The sequence below is a fragment of the Enterococcus sp. DIV1368b genome (assembly GCF_050529595.1).
In the GTDB taxonomy this organism is placed as follows: Bacteria; Bacillota; Bacilli; order Lactobacillales; family Enterococcaceae; genus Enterococcus_B; species Enterococcus_B mundtii.
In genome coordinates this window covers 2,025,433-2,041,985 of the sequence record NZ_CP172883.1, presented here as the reverse complement: position 1 = coordinate 2,041,985, position 16,553 = coordinate 2,025,433, and the positions used below count along the sequence as shown (strand labels likewise).

Annotated in this window: 16 protein-coding genes and 1 riboswitch; of the genes, 11 read left to right on the top strand and 5 right to left on the bottom strand. The window is 37.0% G+C overall.

Translation table 11 applies throughout. The features are described 5' to 3' along the window. Positions 1–102: 102 nt before the first annotated feature. On the bottom strand, positions 103–318 hold the full coding sequence (locus IGJ19_RS09335) for a hypothetical protein (RefSeq protein WP_010723145.1): 216 nt from the start codon (positions 316–318) through the stop codon (positions 103–105). 107 nt (positions 319–425) lie between these two features. On the opposite strand from IGJ19_RS09335, the gene IGJ19_RS09330 reads away from it, so the two are divergent. The 7 genes from IGJ19_RS09330 to IGJ19_RS09300 all read left to right on the top strand — a co-directional run bounded on the left by IGJ19_RS09330 (position 426) and on the right by IGJ19_RS09300 (position 6,838). After that, positions 426–740: a helix-turn-helix domain-containing protein gene (locus IGJ19_RS09330; protein ID WP_025481207.1), complete on the top strand. Its 315-nt coding sequence runs from the start codon at positions 426–428 to the stop codon at positions 738–740. A gap of 103 nt (positions 741–843) precedes the next feature. Beyond that, a complete protein-coding gene (locus IGJ19_RS09325) occupies positions 844–2,022 on the top strand; it encodes a site-specific integrase (protein ID WP_010723143.1) in 1,179 nt (392 codons plus the stop codon). A 457-nt stretch (positions 2,023–2,479) separates the two neighbouring features. Continuing rightward, positions 2,480–3,490, top strand: coding sequence for an acyltransferase family protein (locus IGJ19_RS09320; RefSeq protein ID WP_071867501.1), 1,011 nt, complete (start codon positions 2,480–2,482; stop codon positions 3,488–3,490). 44 nt (positions 3,491–3,534) lie between these two features. Next, positions 3,535–4,089: an RNA polymerase sigma factor gene (locus IGJ19_RS09315; RefSeq protein ID WP_430603791.1), complete on the top strand. Its 555-nt coding sequence runs from the start codon at positions 3,535–3,537 to the stop codon at positions 4,087–4,089. Then, the gene (locus tag IGJ19_RS09310; protein ID WP_108173432.1) at positions 4,082–4,807 is read left to right on the top strand and encodes a hypothetical protein; all 726 of its coding nucleotides are present in this window, start codon (positions 4,082–4,084) and stop codon (positions 4,805–4,807) included. Before IGJ19_RS09315 ends, IGJ19_RS09310 begins: the two co-directional genes overlap by 8 nt. Beyond that, positions 4,804–5,688 (top strand): ABC transporter ATP-binding protein, encoded by an 885-nt coding sequence (locus tag IGJ19_RS09305; RefSeq protein ID WP_071867504.1) that lies wholly within the window; start codon positions 4,804–4,806, stop codon positions 5,686–5,688. Before IGJ19_RS09310 ends, IGJ19_RS09305 begins: the two co-directional genes overlap by 4 nt. After that, positions 5,675–6,838 carry an ABC transporter permease subunit gene (locus IGJ19_RS09300; RefSeq protein WP_430603789.1) on the top strand — a complete coding sequence of 388 codons (1,164 nt, stop codon included), beginning with the start codon at positions 5,675–5,677 and terminating at the stop codon, positions 6,836–6,838. The genes IGJ19_RS09305 and IGJ19_RS09300 overlap by 14 nt, the downstream gene beginning before the upstream one ends. Positions 6,839–7,151: 313 nt before the next feature. Here IGJ19_RS09300 and ppdK read toward each other — a convergent pair whose 3' ends face one another. Then, positions 7,152–9,770: a pyruvate, phosphate dikinase gene (ppdK, locus tag IGJ19_RS09295; RefSeq protein ID WP_430603787.1), complete on the bottom strand. Its 2,619-nt coding sequence runs from the start codon at positions 9,768–9,770 to the stop codon at positions 7,152–7,154. Positions 9,771–9,939: 169 nt separating this feature from the next. Here ppdK and IGJ19_RS09290 point away from each other — a divergent pair, with 169 nt between their 5' ends. Next, positions 9,940–10,569, top strand: a complete 630-nt coding sequence (locus tag IGJ19_RS09290; RefSeq protein ID WP_074799514.1) for a CBS domain-containing protein — start codon at positions 9,940–9,942, stop codon at positions 10,567–10,569. A gap of 13 nt (positions 10,570–10,582) precedes the next feature. Next, on the top strand, positions 10,583–11,395 hold the full coding sequence (locus IGJ19_RS09285; protein WP_074799513.1) for a pyruvate, water dikinase regulatory protein: 813 nt from the start codon (positions 10,583–10,585) through the stop codon (positions 11,393–11,395). A gap of 66 nt (positions 11,396–11,461) precedes the next feature. On the opposite strand, the gene thiE is transcribed toward IGJ19_RS09285, so the two are convergent. The 3 genes from thiE to thiD are packed head-to-tail and all read right to left on the bottom strand — an operon-like array spanning position 11,462 to position 13,711. Further along, positions 11,462–12,100 carry a thiamine phosphate synthase gene (gene thiE, locus IGJ19_RS09280; protein WP_142433372.1) on the bottom strand — a complete coding sequence of 213 codons (639 nt, stop codon included), beginning with the start codon at positions 12,098–12,100 and terminating at the stop codon, positions 11,462–11,464. Next, a complete protein-coding gene (thiM, locus tag IGJ19_RS09275; protein WP_142433356.1) occupies positions 12,090–12,902 on the bottom strand; it encodes a hydroxyethylthiazole kinase in 813 nt (270 codons plus the stop codon). The genes thiE and thiM overlap by 11 nt, the downstream gene beginning before the upstream one ends. After that, entirely contained in the window at positions 12,899–13,711 is an 813-nt protein-coding gene (gene thiD / locus IGJ19_RS09270) for a bifunctional hydroxymethylpyrimidine kinase/phosphomethylpyrimidine kinase (protein WP_260697655.1), read from the bottom strand. Before thiD ends, thiM begins: the two co-directional genes overlap by 4 nt. Before the next feature lie 76 nt (positions 13,712–13,787). After that, positions 13,788–13,885: riboswitch (TPP riboswitch) on the bottom strand. 226 nt (positions 13,886–14,111) lie between these two features. Here thiD and IGJ19_RS09265 point away from each other — a divergent pair. Together IGJ19_RS09265 and IGJ19_RS09260 are read left to right on the top strand one after the other, a co-directional pair. Next, the gene (locus IGJ19_RS09265) at positions 14,112–14,369 is read left to right on the top strand and encodes a TfoX/Sxy family protein (RefSeq protein ID WP_074799509.1); all 258 of its coding nucleotides are present in this window, start codon (positions 14,112–14,114) and stop codon (positions 14,367–14,369) included. Positions 14,370–15,068: 699 nt separating this feature from the next. Continuing rightward, on the top strand, positions 15,069–16,541 hold the full coding sequence (locus IGJ19_RS09260; RefSeq protein ID WP_430603783.1) for an InlB B-repeat-containing protein: 1,473 nt from the start codon (positions 15,069–15,071) through the stop codon (positions 16,539–16,541). Positions 16,542–16,553: the final 12 nt, after the last annotated feature.

Genomic DNA, 16,553 nt, shown 5'->3' with positions numbered 1-16,553 from the left:
CTACGATAATGATACTTCCGTAACCAAATTGGCCCGCCATTACTGGGGGGAGGTGAAATTCCTATGTGCTTTGGCAAAGCAGCTGATAGATTAGAGAAGCTACTATTTCCATATTTCGATTTTGGTTGGCATATTTTTCATGCCAAATTCTGTGATTTTAATAGCATCGGCAAGATTTAATTTTTCTATAGTTCTCTCTCCACTTTTAAGTTTTTTTACTGTACTCAAGTTGATTCCTGTTCCGGATGCTATTGCATTAGCCGTAGATTTTTCAAGAATTTCTTTAATTATTTTTATGTCTGCATTTCCTTTTTTCATATTAAAAATTCCTCTTTTCTAGTCCATTTTGATGGGGTACTGGAGTGGTTTTTTACAATTTTACAGGGGTACCGTGGTGGTCGTTTTGAATTTGATAGAGAAGGGTGATGGAGTTGGAAGTTAAAACAAATGTTAATTCTCTGGAAATAGAGTTCTATTCAATTTTACAAAAAAAACTGGAAGATTACACGGAAAAATTGCTTGCAGTTAGTCATTTACCTCTGGTTTTAACAAACGCTGATTTAAAGCGACTATTTCAGATAAGTGATAGCACACTGAACCGTTTAGTAAAACTTGGTGAGTTTCCTCCCTGTTGGTATGGAATTCGGGGACACTATTTTCGTGATGATGTTTTAGATTGGATGAGAAAGAGTGATGCGGATGACTATCGTGAACAGCTTCGTATATTGCGATCCTTATAATATTTCATTTCTTCTAGACTTGCGGTACAATTCGTATATAGAGAATAAGAGATTTTATATTTTTCCGCTTAAGGGGTTCTTCTCTCAAGGGAGGAATCTGTAAATGGAAGCAAAAGATCGGTTCAAGAAGCAAATCAGTTCTACAGGTAGAATTACGTGGTACTTCCAAGCATATCGAACAACACGACGTGGCTTTAAGTCAAAACGTGAGGCACAACTCGCCTATCTTGAAATGGAGAAGCAACAAAGGCTTAAGAAAAAAATTGTTGCAAGTAATGACAAGTTCAGTGTTGTAGGTGAGCAATGGTTTCGACATTATCGTTCGCTAAATGAACAAAAGGAAACAACCTATGATAAGCGAGAGGAACAATTAAAAATTATTGTTCGATGGATTGGTGATAAAAAGTTGTCTGATTTGACACCAGAGTGCCTTCAAGAATTGCTTTTTACTTTAAAGGAATGTGGTGTTAATGGAACAAATGTTGGCTATGCCAAAAATAGTTTACAATCACTTATTCAAGTTCTGAATATGATTTTTAAATATTGTCAAAGAAAGAATTTGATAAGTGAAAATCCAATGAAGACTGTGAGAATGCCAAAATATCAGTTAACGGTAACTGATTTAAAAGAAGCCGTAAATAATATTGAGGACAAGTTTCTTACTGTCGATGAATTGAGAACTTTTTTGAATTATGGCATTGTTCATGAGGAGTTACCAATGTCTGTACTATTTCATGTTCTATTTTACACTGGTTGTCGTGTCAGCGAGGCTCTTGCTTTACAGCCTGAAGATATAGATTTCAAAAGAAATGAAATTCTATTCTATAAGCAAACAGCAGTTAAAGGTAAGAGTAAGGATTTTCGAATTGAAACTACTAAGACAGTTAGCTCTGCTAGACGAGTTCTAGTAACTCCTCTAGTTATGGAAAAGCTACAACAGTTGATTAAGGCTTTGGATGAGATGAAGCAACATTACAGGTTTACTATAGAAGAAACATATTTGTTTGTGTATCTTAATTCTAGTAAACGTGGTGTTCCTTATCGTCGAGAGTATGTAAATGATCACGTCAAACGGTGTGTGAATCGCTCGGGAATTAATAAGCCATTTCATACCCATTTAGCTCGTCATACAATGGCAAGCTTAGTAGCGGAACACTGTAGCTGGGAAGTCTTGAAGAATCGTTTAGGGCATACTGACCAAACAACTTCGAAAATTTATCGCCACTTAACGTCAAATGAAAAGGTAAAACCTCTGATTGCTTTTAGTTCTTTAGAGAGTTAAAAAACGGTGAAAGCACTGGTATTACAGGATTCTTGAAAAACGATTTTTTAACAAAGTAGTCAATATGTAGTCAGAGGTAATAAAAATCTTTTTATATCAATACTTTAACGACTTTTCACAAGTATCAAAGAAATCCGTCGTTAATTTGTTATTATCAGACAGAGGAAGAACCCTTGAATTTTCAAGGGTTCTTTTTTTTTCAATTTTTGATGACCTTGATTTTATGTTTTTCCCTTCCAATGCTTCATTACTGTAAGATGTTTGGAAGGCTTTCTTTATATTTAGTTAGAAAAGCCAGTTGCTTACGATAAATGTCGATAATCCGAATGAGAAAATACTATTTAAAAAACTTTCATTTGATATTTACATATATTTATTAGATTTTGCTAATCTTTAAATGTTTTTTTTATTTTTACAGTTAATTGTTAGTGTAAGAGCCAAATCATAAGGAGAAGCCATGAAGAACAAAAATCAGAACCTATATATTGCGCAATTTATTGCAACGGTTTGTGTTGTCGTTGTCCACTCTGGAACGATTGTTAGTGATCCAACATTGCATTTTATAGTTAAAAGCATGATTTGCCGAATCGCTGTCCCGTTTTTCTTCGTAAATAATGCGTACTTCTTTCGATTGAACAGCAAAAGAGAAGGGCATTCGCTGAAGTGGCTGAGAAAGATAGTATATCTCTATGCAGTGACATTTATGCTTTACATACCTTTTGGTATTCAGTTGATACAACAGACAGTCCAAGTTCATTTAGGATTACTACCAATAGCACTTATTGTCTCTTTCTTTTACAGTGGGAGCTTCTATCATTTGTGGTATTTTCCTGCTTTAGTCTTCTCGATAGTTATTGTGAGATACATGCTTCAAAAACTAGGTTATAGATGGATGCTGCTGATTTGCTTCTTGCTCTTTTCGATTGGCTCTATTGAAACATATTCAGCATTTTTTTCTAATCCGTTGCTCGTTTCAGGCGTGGAAAAATATTTCAGTGTGTTTGCGACTACAAGGAATGGCTTTTTCTTTAGTCCGATATTTGTTCTCATAGGGTTTGTTCTAGCAGATAATAAGTATAAATTAAAAAAATACTCCAAGTCACTTTTCTATGGATTGTTCTTAGCTAGTCTTATTGGAGTTTTTGAAGGAATGATCGTATTTCAAAATCAAGGAATCGATAAGAATTTTATGTACTTCACTATTCCATTTACGGTGTGTTTGTTTGGCTTATTAGTTATTACGAAAAACAAGATAAGCGGATTTGAAAAGTTGAAACCCTATAGTCAAAGTGTTTTTTTGCTACATATGATACCTATTCAAATTTTTAATTTGTGGCATAACGAAATTACTGTCGTTAATGGCTTATTTCGTGTAATGATGGGAGTGTTAATTCCACTCATTATGGTTTGGGGTTTTAGCATGGTAAGAAAAACAATGTCAAGAATAAGCCTTGTCAAAATAAAGTAGATCCAGGCGGATTTTGACTCCTTGATGAATTGAAAGAGAGGTAGGTGAGAGAAATCAACGACTATCTAACTATCCTGAAAATAAAGTCAGGAGATGTTGACGCTTGGGAAAAACTTATTGATAAATATTACGACAAAATTTTCAATTATTGCAGAAGAAGGTTTTTTGAAAAAAGTAGATTAGCTGAAGATTTAACCCAAGAAACGTTTTTGAAAGTGATAAGCAGCATTGATTCTTATAAATTTTCAGGAAGTTTCTTCAATTATCTTTTCACCATTGCTGTGAATACGTGTAATAGCTATAGCAAGAAAAATGATTTTGACGAAGTAGTATTCGATGAATCTTACAATAAAGAGTTAGAAGACCAAGACTCAAGCTTTGACTTCATAAATGATCAAAACAGGAACATTCAGCGTGCGTTAGACCAACTGCCAGAGTACCAAAGAGAAGCGATCATACTTAAATTTTTCTATGATATGAAAGTTAAAAAAATAGCACAGTTAACTAAAACGAGTGTGCCAACAGCACAATCAAGGATTCAACAAGGACTAGACAAAATGAAACAAATACTTAAAAAGGAGGACTATTATTTTGAATAGAGATTATTTGAAAAATGATATTTCTACCCAAGAAGCCAAAAAAAGAATAGTGAGATTGGGAAACAAGCAAATGCTTAAAAACCAAATTTCAAGAAAATCCTATTTAAGTTTGTTTTTATCCTCAATTAAGTTTGTGGGATGGAAATTGTGGAGTATTCAATTTGCACTTCTAGGATTCTCCTTGTTTCTTATGTTTTCAAAGGGTGAAATGAGCTATGAACATGTTCTGAGAGGGATAACAGGAATGGTTCTTTTTTCAGTGATATTTTTCACAGATGAGCTGTTTAAGAGCTTCACGAATAATATGTGGGAGCTAGAGCAGACGTTTAAATACGATTTACGGCAACATACAGCGATGAAAATGCTTGTTTTTGGTGTATTTGATTTGCTTTTGATAGTGATTCTTGCGGTGGTAGGTAAGCAGATATTTCCTGTGTCTTTCTTAAGTTTTGCGTTGTATCTTCTCGTTCCGTTCAATGTTTTCTGTATTGTTTTATTCTCAATTTTTACTCTAATACGAAATAACTTGTCGAACCTATTGCTTTGGACTAGTTCGGGAGTACTAGTCGCAGTATCGATTATTATCGAAGGGATATTCAACATTTATAGTTTTCCACTTTCTTATTGGACGATTGTTTATGTGATTACTTCAATTGGACTTCTTGCATTGATAAGACAAATGTTAAAGCAACATAACATGGGAGGTGATTTTATATGAAATTAGAAATAAAGAATATTACTAAGAAATTCGATGAATTAAAAGCCTTAGATGATGTTTCTCTAACGTTGAAAGCAGGAGTTTATGGCTTGCTTGGAGCCAATGGTTCAGGAAAGACAACTCTTTTTAGATTAATTTGTGGAGTGATCAAATCCGATAGTGGGAAAATTTTATATAACGATGAGGATGTGACAATAAATAGTGAAGCATTTAGATCGGTACTAGGTTTCTTACCACAAGATTTCAGTTATTATCCAGATTTTACAGGGATAAAGTTTATGCTTTATATCTCAGCATTAAAAGGATTGAGAGGGAAACTAGCAACAAGACGATGTTTGGAATTGCTTGAATTAGTTGGGCTATCAGAGCAAAAGAATAAAAAAATAAAGAAATATTCAGGTGGTATGAAACAACGTTTAGGAATTGCTCAAGCACTGATTAATGATCCTGAAATTTTGATACTTGATGAACCAACAGTAGGATTAGATCCAAAAGAGCGAGTGAGGTTCAGAAACTTAATCAGCTCCCTATCAGAGAATAAAATTATTATTTTATCTACTCACATTGTATCTGATGTGGAATATATTTCGGATGAAGTGTTGGTTTTAAATAAAGGTGTGGTTCAAGATAGAGGATTAGTAACTGAATTAATGAATAATATCGAAAACAGTGTGTGGGAAGTTAAAACATCGCTTGACGAGATTGAATCATATTACCAAAAATATCCTGTAAGCAATCAAAAGTATGTAGATGATCGTGTCATATTAAGAATCATTTCGACGGTCAAACCGAATGACAATGCTCTCCATGTGAAGGCGAACTTGGAAGATTTGTATTTATACTATTTTAGAACTGAGGATCAAACGAATGCAGATTTTTAAATTTGAAAGTGAAAAGATACTGAAAAACAAATCGATTATTGGATCTGGGCTTGTCTTGTTATTGAGTCTTTTTGCAATCGTCTATATTGGCTTTTTTCAGTCGCAACTTAGGGGAGCTAAAAATAGTACTGATGTTTCGGGTAGGGAATCAATTGAAAGATATCTAGATTTTACAAATGAGTACCAAGGTGAGTTGACTGATCATAAGGTTAAAAAAATTACATCTGACTATTTGAAGATTTATCAGGACAAAAAAAGAAAAAACATTCAAATATTTGATTACTTTCAATGGTCAGTGGTCGATACATTCACAAATCACGAGGAGCAAGATGTTTATGTTGAAATGATAGATGCCATTAGGGACGGTAAAAAATATACCATTGACGATGTGAATCTTTTATCTATGAAAAACGTGGGCTATAAAAAAATGGGATTTCCGATCAAAATAGGGAATTTTAAGACTTGGACGGATTTGTTAAATGTCACTTCAATTGCTTTTATCCCAATTTCGCTGTTTGTCATTCTGATATGCTCGATTCTTTTTGCGAATGATACTTCAAAAAATATTATTCCTTTGTTGTTGTCTACAAGGTACGGCAGAACAAAAATGATAAAATCAAAAATTCTGGTTGGAACAGGTATGGCTATAGCTTCCTTTCTGATCGTTCAGTTAATCATCTTGATAATATTTTATATTTATTATGGATTTAGTGGGTGGGATGTGAGCGTTCAAGCCAACTTGGATTGGAAGGTCTTTGATTTTCCATTGGGATGGAATATGCTTCAAGCTTACTTGTTCGGTGTTGTTTTTCAGTTAATAGGAGTGCTGTTCATCGCTGGCGTAACTATGCTGATTTCCAGTTTGAGTAGTTCACCATTTAGTGCGCTAGCTATTTCACTAGGACTCTTTGTCATTCCGCAACCACTGACGCATATTTTTATGTCGGGAATACCGAATAAAATACTGTATCTCTTCCCAATCAATACATTTGAAATTGATAAAGTGTTGTTATGGATGAGTCGAGATAATATGTTCTTCTTTCACTCTTTTGTTGCCAACGTCGCTTTAATACTTATCGTTCTGTTGGTGACAAAAGTGGTATTAGATACAAGTATTTATGTGAGAATGAAAAAACTCAGTCTTTCTTAAAGGATACAAAGAGAAAGGTAGCTAAAAATAGAATTTAGATAAAGACCGAGCAGGATATGTTGGTTGGATCTTAGTCAATATGATCGACAGTGGAGAGCTATCAGAAAATCGCTATATGAACTATTTGAAATTGCAGAAAGAACTGCTCTTTCAAGAAAAGAGAATCCGTGAAAAGGAGAAGCTGAAGAACAGAAGAAAAAGAAAATAGCTCACGGTAAAATAATATCGCTCTAAAGAAGTAACCACAGCCTAAAACGTTCGATACGTTGGCTGTGGTTACTTTTTTTAAAACTAGATACAAAGAAATAAATAATTAAGACGGACGGCTACGGATCGCAGCCTGTGCCACCGCTAATCGAGCAGCTGGAATCCGGTAAGGAGAGCAGGAGACATAGTCGATTCCAATGGCTTGAAAGAAGGGAATCGATTGAGGATCTCCGCCGACTTCACCACAAATGCCGATCGTCATCGTTGGTTTGGTTCGACGTGCATTAGAAACAGCGAGTTTGATCAATTGACCAACACCTTGTTGATCTAAATGTTGAAATGGATCATGGGTCATGATCGCTTTTTCTTGGTAGCGATTGATGAATTTTCCAATATCATCTCGAGAAAATCCATAGGTCATTTGAGTGAGATCATTTGTACCGAAACTGAAGAAATCAGCTTGTTCTGCTAATTGATCGGCAATCAAACAAGCACGAGGTAACTCGATCATCGTACCGATCTCGTAAGGAAATGGTACGATGTTTTGTGCGTTGAAAGTTGCTTCAATCGTTTCGATCAATAGAGCTTTGAGGTGTAGCAATTCTTCTTTTTCAGCAATCAATGGGATCATGATTTCTGGAACAACTGGTATCCCTTCTTGTACTAGCCGAATCGCACTTTGAATGATTGCTTTGACTTGCATCTGATAGATTTCAGGTGTAGTGATCCCTAAGCGACACCCACGGTGACCTAACATCGGATTGGTTTCTTTCAAATACTCGATCTTTGCTGTCAGTTCATTGACTGATCGGACCAGTTTGTCTGCTAAATTCGCAATGTCTGGTACCTCATGGGGAAGAAACTCGTGCATCGGTGGGTCAAGTAGGCGAATGACCATTGGTTTATCTTGGATCGTTTGGAACATCTGATAAAAATCATTTTCTTGAAATGCCAGCAATTTTGTCATAGCTGTTTCCATTTCTCGGTGATCTTCTGCTAAAATCAAGCGACGCATTTCTAAAATACGATCTTCTCCGAAAAACATATGCTCGGTCCTAGCTAATCCGATACCTGTAGCCCCAAAATCAAGAGCAGTGGTTAAATCAGTTAACGTTTCAGCATTGGCACGCACTTCTAAGTCGGCGAGTTCATCCGCCCAAGATAAAAATAAAGTAAGGTCCTGATTGTTTTCAGCGATAACTGTAGGAAGTTCCCCTAAGTAAATCTCGCCTGTATTGCCATTGACGGAGAGAATCTCGCCTTCTTTTAGCCGAATGTCATTTGTTGTTACAGTTTTTGCTTCTTCGTCGATCGTCAAGGTTTCCGTACCAGTCACGCAACAAGTACCCATCCCACGAGCGACGACAGCGGCATGAGAAGTCATCCCGCCACGACTAGTGACGATGGCTTCACTAACGATCATTCCTTCGATATCTTCTGGAGAGGTTTCTTGGCGAACTAAGATGACCTTATTTCCTTGTTCATATCGTTCTTTTGCTTTTTCGGCTGTGAAGACGATCTCACCTGTGGCAGCACCGGGACTTGCAGGTAAGCCTTGAGCAAATGGTGTTGCTTGATCTAGAGCTTCGGGTTTAAAAATCGGATGGATCAACTGGTCGATCATTTCTGCTTCCACTCGCATCAAAGCCTCTTCTTTTGAAAGAACGTTCTCGTCTACTAAGTCAGTCGCAATCTTTAAAGCAGCTTTAGCTGTTCGTTTGCCATTTCTCGTTTGTAAAATAAATAGCTTTCCCTGTTCAACGGTAAATTCGATATCTTGCATATCTTTGTAATGAAGTTCTAGCATTTGTGCGTAGTGCAAGAAATCTTGGTAGACATTAGGTAGTCGCTCACTTAGCTCTTGGATCGGTTGGGGCGTGCGAATGCCAGCAACAACGTCTTCTCCTTGTGCATCCAGCAAAAATTCACCAAAAAGCTGATTGTCACCTGTAGCGGGATTTCGGGTAAAGACGACACCTGTACCGCTTTCATTTCCGCTATTTCCAAAAACCATTTCTTGGACATTGACAGCCGTGCCTAAATGATGAGAGATACCATGTAACTCTCGATAAACGTTTGCTCGTGGATTGTTCCAAGAGTGGAAGACCGCTTGGATTGCTTCTTTTAGCTGATCCATAGGATGTTGAGGGAAAACTTTATTATGTTTGATAAATAGCTCTTTATAATTTTTGATCAATGCTAACTGTTGTTGTTCGTTGAAATCATTAACCGTTTTATTGATTTCTTTTTCTGCATTTGTGAGTAGAAGATTGAATTTTTCTTTGGGGATTCCGTAGACGACATCGCCAAACATTTGCAACAAACGACGGTAGCAATCATAAGCAAAAGCTAAACTAGTTTGCTCAGCTAAAGCATGTACTCGTAAATCATTTAGACCTAGATTGAGGATCGTATCCATCATACCAGGCATAGAAAAGACTGCACCACTCCTTACAGAAACTAGCAATAGCTCATCATCGTTCGTAAATGACTTGTTTGTTTTTACTTCTAGCCGTTCGATAGCTGTTTGAATCTCTGTTATCAATTGTTGATCAAAGAAAGCGGCATTTTTAAGATAGCGCATACAACTTTCTGTAGTCAGGGTAAAGCCAGAAGGAACAGGCAATCCTAAGTGAGTCATTTCCGCTAGATTTGCACCTTTTCCACCCAATAATGCTTTATCTTTGCTTCTGCCTTCGTTAAAGTCATAGATCCATTTTACCATATGATAAGCCTCCATTGATTTAATGTGAGTCATTTATATTGTAAACACATCTTAATATGACTCATATATATCTGTCAATAAGAATAATGAAACACAAATTTATTTTGAAATCGGTTTATATATGTGTATAATAAGAAATGAAGATGAGGGAGGGAGAGAAAAAGCACAAATGAAATTGAGTGAACGACAAAAAAAGATCATCGAGATCGTCAAAGAGACACAACCTGTCAGCGGAGAAAAAATTTCTGAACTCTTAGATGTTTCAAGAGCGACACTGCGGTCGGACTTATCCTTTTTGACAATGTCTGGGATACTGGAAGCTACGCCGAAAATTGGTTATACGTATACAGGTTCTGACCTAGAGACGCTTTTTTTCTTTAAAACATTCACAGTCAAAGTGGATGAGATCATGGTGCCACCATTGCTGATTGATTTGAATACTTCGATCCGTGATGCGATCACGACATTATTCGTGTATGATGTTGGCTCGATTTATGTGATTGACGGAGAAAAACAATTGGTGGGTGTATTATCTCGAAAAGATTTGTTGAGAGCTTCCTTAAATACTGAAATCGATCATACGCCGGTCGCTCTTTGTATGACACGAAATCCGCATATCAGAACTTGCACGAAAAAAATGGATTTATTGGAAGTAGCGACGATCCTTCAAGATTTTGAAGTTGACTCTCTGCCAGTGGTTGATGAAGCAAATGAGCGAAACGTAATCGGTAAGATCACTAAATCAAAAGTATTGAATTTTATCACTCAGCAAGCGAGAAATGCTGAACGAAATCGATAGGGGGAGTTTATCCATGCAAAATGAAGTCATTGTTTATTCTATCTCAGATTCACTAGGTGAAACGTCGCAAAAGTTATTATCCGCTGTGATGGTCCAATATCCTAACTTGGTGTTCCATAATAACTATAAATTTCCTTTTGTGAATCAGAAGGAAGAGCTGTTGCCGATTTTAGCAGATGCTTTACGTGATAAAGCAATTGTGATCAGTACACTCGTGAATCATGAACTATCGGAAGTGGCAAAATCTTTTAGTCGGAAAACTGGTTTACTCTATATCGACTTGATGCATCCTCTTTTCGAGATCATTCATGCAAAAACTGGGATGCAGCCCATTGAAGAACCAGGGGCTGTCCACAAGTTGGATACTGAATACTTCAATCGGATTTCTGCCATCGAGTTTGCTGTAAAATATGATGATGGAAAAGATCCTAAAGGTTTTTTAGATTCAGATGTCGTACTTCTAGGTGTTTCCCGAACGTCAAAAACACCTTTAAGTATGTATCTGGCAAATAAGGGGTACAAAGTGTCCAATCTGCCATTGATCCCTGAAGTACCATTACCCAAAGTATTAGAAGAAGTAGACAAAAGTAAAATCGTTGGTTTGACTTGTCATCCAGAGAATTTAGTGAGAATCCGGAGCAATCGCTTAGATTCTTTAGGTTTGCATCAATCGTCAAGCTACAACAATTTAGAAACGATCCACAAAGAATTGGCTTACTCGCAAGAGATTTTTGATCACTATGGAAATTTTGTCATTGATGTGTCGGATAAATCGATTGAAGAAACTGCTTTTATCGTTGAACATCATTTGAAAAGCTTGAAGTGAGGAATGAAATTAAACGCGACCTATGTAAAGATCATTTGACTTTACATGGGCCGCTTTTTTAATTTATTACTCTTTGATGAACGTATTGATTTGTACAGAAAGTTTTTTAGTCGCTTTTTTGATTTCTTCTTTTGCTAGGATCGCTGAAACCACAGCAAATCCTTGGACGGGGCAAGTTTTGAATTCTGCAATCGTTTGTTCGTTGAGACCACCGATCAAAACAACAGGAATCGAAACGTGTTGAAGGATCTTCTTGAGTTCTCTTTTTGATACATTGATGGCGTCTGTTTTAGTCGCGGTTGGAAACATCGTCCCGACACCTAAATAATCTGCCCCAGCTTGTTCAGCGGAAATTGCTTGTGCGAGTGTTTGGACGGAAGCGCCGATGATTTTTTCTGGGCCAATCATTTTTCTCACCACAGCCACAGGTAGATCTGTTTGACCGACATGAACACCGTCTGCATCACAAGCTAACGCAATGTCTACTCGATCGTTGATGATCAATGGAACATTGTATGGTTTAGCTAATCGTTTCAACGCAATCGCTTCCTCATAAAAATCTCGTGAATTGGCTTTTTTTTCTCTCAACTGTAAGACAGTGATACCACCTTCAAGTGCTTGTTGCACTGCTTCTTGGAGTGTGTATTTTTTCAAAAGTGACTGATCAGTCACCAGGTATAAGGAATAGTTGATGTCATTTTTCAAAGTAGTTTCCTCGCAGTAGTAATGTTTCCCGATCAATACGGCTGATTTCATCAATCAATGCGATCCGAAAACTTCCCGTTCCAGCCGTTTTTTCCAACGCAAGCTCACCAGCAATCCCCATGGTAAGAACAGCTGTGGTTGTGGCGTGAAAAAGATCTTCAAGTAACCCTCCACAAAAGCTAGCAATCAATGAAGTGAGCATACAGCCAGTGCCAGTGATCCGACTCATTTCAGAACAACCATTGTGCACTAATATTTTACGCCGCCCATCAGAAATCACATCTGTCGCACCGGTGATCACTACGATACATTTGTGAGCGGTTGCTAATTGATCAGCAATCTGTTGGGCTTCTTCAATGGAGCTTGCATCATCTGCCGAGGCATCAACACCTTTCGTTGTGCTTGCGATCCCTGCTAAAAAGCGGATTTCTGAAATATTGCCACGAATCACTGCGCATTTCAAGTTTTCCATGATCGTTTTTGCTGTTTGATTACGAAACTGTGAAGCCCCTGCACCGACTGGATCAAAAATGATTGGGATACCTTTTTCATTGGCTGTTTGCCCAGCTAAAAGCATCGAAGCTACGGTACGTTCATTTAAAGTACCCATGTTTAGTACCAATACCTGTGACATTGCTGTGATTTCTGCTACCTCTAACGCTTCATCAGCCATAATCGGTGAACCGCCAATCGCAAGTGTGACATTCGCACAATCATTGACCGTTACATAGTTCGTGATATGGTGGACCAAAGGATTTTTCATACGGACCGTTTCTACAGCTGTTTTTAAAAATGTATTCATTGACTTTGTTCCTCCTTAAGACCATTGCGATAGAGTGAATAGAAATGGTTGGTTGGGCCATGACCTTCGCCCAATTCTAGTGAATGTGCGATTGCAGTAGTGATATATTTTTTTGCCTTGGAAATTGCTTGGTCTAATGGTACGCCCAAAGCGAGTTGTGAGGCAATCGCTGAAGAGAAGGTACAACCAGTGCCATGGGTGTTTTTTGTGGCGATTCGTTCAGACGTATAGGAGTAAATATTTTCCCCATCATACAATATATCAGTGGCTTCACCTGAGCGATGCCCTCCTTTGATCAAAACTGCAGAGTGACATCTTTCATAAATGGCTTTTGCTGCTTGTTCCATTTCTTTCAGTGAAGTAATCGAGCGATCTGCGATTTTTTCTGCTTCTGGAATATTTGGGGTGATCAAAGTAGCTAATGGTAAGACGTTTTTGATCAATGTGTCGATTGCTTCTGGCTCCATCAAAGAATCGCCATTTTTTGCATACATCACAGGATCTAGTACAATATTTTTAGGTTGCCATTCTTGTAGACTGCTTGCGACAGCTAACATCGTATCTGCACAAGACAACATACCGATTTTGACTGCATCAGGATAGATGTCCTCGAAAACAGCTGTCATTTGTTCATTGATAATTGTTGGTGCGATGTTTTGGTATGAGATCACACGAGCGGTATTTTCAGCGACTACTGAGGTGATCACAGACATTCCATAAACACCATGAGCGGCAAATGTTTTTAAATCGGCTTGGATACCGGCGCCCCCGCTACAGTCTGAACCAGCAATAGTTAGTACTTTTTTCATCAGATTCCTCCTTAAAATAGAAAAAAGACATTCTTCCAGTATAGAAGAATGCCTTGATTGTTTCGATTTCGCATCAACAAAAAGGACATTTGCTCCCTACGCTGGTATCAACCAACAGGTTCAAAGGGTCAGGTTTTACCTTCTCAACGCGATAACGTCCCCCTGCAAACAAAATCATATATAGTTACGAACCAATGATATCTGAAAAAAGCAGAAGATTCAAGTTTTACAAGAGCAAGCCTACACTGAGTACCTAAAAGAAACAGTTTACTTTCTTTCGAAGTAGCGTTCTTATCTGAATTGCTAGTGCGTTTCTCAAAATGGTATACTAAAGAAAAACGATAGAATATTCTAAGTGTACTATGCAATATATCAAAGCCAGACTTTTGGAGGGAATCTCATGACAGAGTTAAGTAATCTACCGAATATAGGGAAAGTATTAGAAGAAAATTTACGAAAGATTGGTGTGACAACGGAAGAACAATTTAAAGAAAAGGGAGCGGAACAGATATTTTTTGAAATTCGTCAAAAGGTGGACAGTGGCGCCTGTCTCCATATGCTATATGGAATCGAAGGAGCGAGAAAAGGCAAGCCTGTGCAAGCTTTATCAAAAGAGGAAAAAGAAAAGTTAAAGCAATTCTATCGAAGCCTATGCTAAAAAAATAAGCAATGAAATCTGGACATGGTGGCTAGTTCCGGATTTCATTGCTTATTTTGATGTACCTTTTTTAAAAAAAGTTAATTGTTATAGACAGATGAGCAATCATTTTATTTTACTTTTCTGTTCAACATAATCGATAAAGTTTGAAAATATAAAGTGATTAAAAAAATATATATGTGAATTTAATAACATTGTTGAGTTTTTTTATAACTTCAAATAGAAATATACATAGCTTGAAAGAAGCAATGGAATTAATTTAATTTAATAAACAAGATAACTTAAACCAAAAATAGAACATATTTAATTACTGTTTTATTGGCATTCTGAGGATTAGGTATGTAAAAATTCATACAATTTTAATGTTTAATTTGTTATAATTTACTTGAGATTAAGATATCTATCATCTTTATAAACTGCTAAAAACAGCTGATTAATTAAAAAATAACAATTTCAAAGGATAATCTAAGGCTTTTATATTTTTTGTAATATTAATAATAAATTAAAAGCGAATGGAACATCACAACTAAATAGAGAGGCAGGAGTTTAAATTTATGATCGAGTTTATTATCATTATTTTTTTCGGAAAAAGGGGGTTTAATAAATAGAGGTATATGCGATTTTTATTGTTCATCATTGAGCAATTTAAAGTGTCAACACAATATGGTTATTGACTTCATGCCAGAATGGAGGATCATTATGAAAAAGATAGTATCGTGTTTTATTGTTTTTCTTGTATTTGTAGGGTTCAACCCAAATGTTTCTGCGGCAACTTCAGGAGTCAATTCAGAAGTGTCTTATTCTGCAAATGGCATTGATTATTATGACGTCGGGGAAGATGAAATGATCCCGTGGCGCTTTAATGGTGCACAAATCAATCCTGGAAGTTCTCCAGGGATTTTTTCAACACAAGTGAAGCTATTATCTCAAAATCAACAAAGTGGTGTGGCAATGGTCATGGTTGATCTAAGTACGCTAGATAATACTGATGCGGAAAGAAGAAATCCTAGTGAGATGGAGCTGGAAGTTTTTCTAAATGGGACTTCATTAGGAAAATATCAGGTCGGCGAGCTATTCAGTCATACGAATCCATACCTAGATCCAAGTGTACGTATGATCGGAGTTCCATTTTCCATCGAAGGTGAAGTCGGTGATATAAATACACTTGAAATTCATGTTTCACTACCTGTAGATGCATCCAATGCTTCGCGAGTAGCTGAAATTAGAGTAAATGCCTCATTTACACCAATTGAATCCTATACGGTGAGTTATGTCGATGGCGTGGAGAATGAAGTTGTATTCGAGGATCAAACATTCAAACGTATCGAACCAGGAGCTGCGACACCTACTTTTGGTGAAGAGCCAACAAGAAAAGGTTATACATTCGCTGGTTGGAGTCCAACCGTCAGTGAGACAGTAACTAGCAACGTAATCTATACAGCAATATGGGAACCCGTTCCAACTTATCGGGTCAATTATACAGACGGTGTACCAGATGAAGAAATTTTTGCAGATCAAGTCTTTAAAGATTTAGTCGCCGGTTCTGCGACACCCACATTTAGTGGGCAACCTACAAGAGCTGGGTATACATTTAAAGGATGGGATAAAGCAGTAACTGATACAGTGACTGGTGATGTGACTTACACAGCCATATGGGAACCTGTGATTCCACAAACCATCAATTACCAAGTGATCTATACAGACGGTGTAGAAAATCAAACTGTTTTCGATAATCAAGTGTTTTCAGATTTGACTAAAGGGGTAGCAACTCCGGCGTTTAGTGGAACGCCATCAAGAGAAGGCTATAAATTCATCGGTTGGACGCCAACTGTCAGCGAGTTTGTTGAAGGTGATATGACTTATACCGCACAATGGGAAAAATTGCCAAAAATCATTGAGCCTGTGTCACCACCAATCAAACAAGCAGAGGTAAAGAAAGTGAGTGAAACAGTAAAAACGACTGAAATAACTAAAGCGATAACAAAAGTAATGAATAAGGAACAAGTCACGTATACTAAAACCCCCATCAACCATTCAAGAAAAGTCAGACAGCTTCCGAAAACAGCAGAACAATCGATGTACTCGAATATCTTGGTTGGCTTGGGTATGATCATAGTCTTCATAGTAGCAATATACTGGTTGAAACGTTCAAAATCAGAAGGTAGCCGATAAAACTGAAAGATA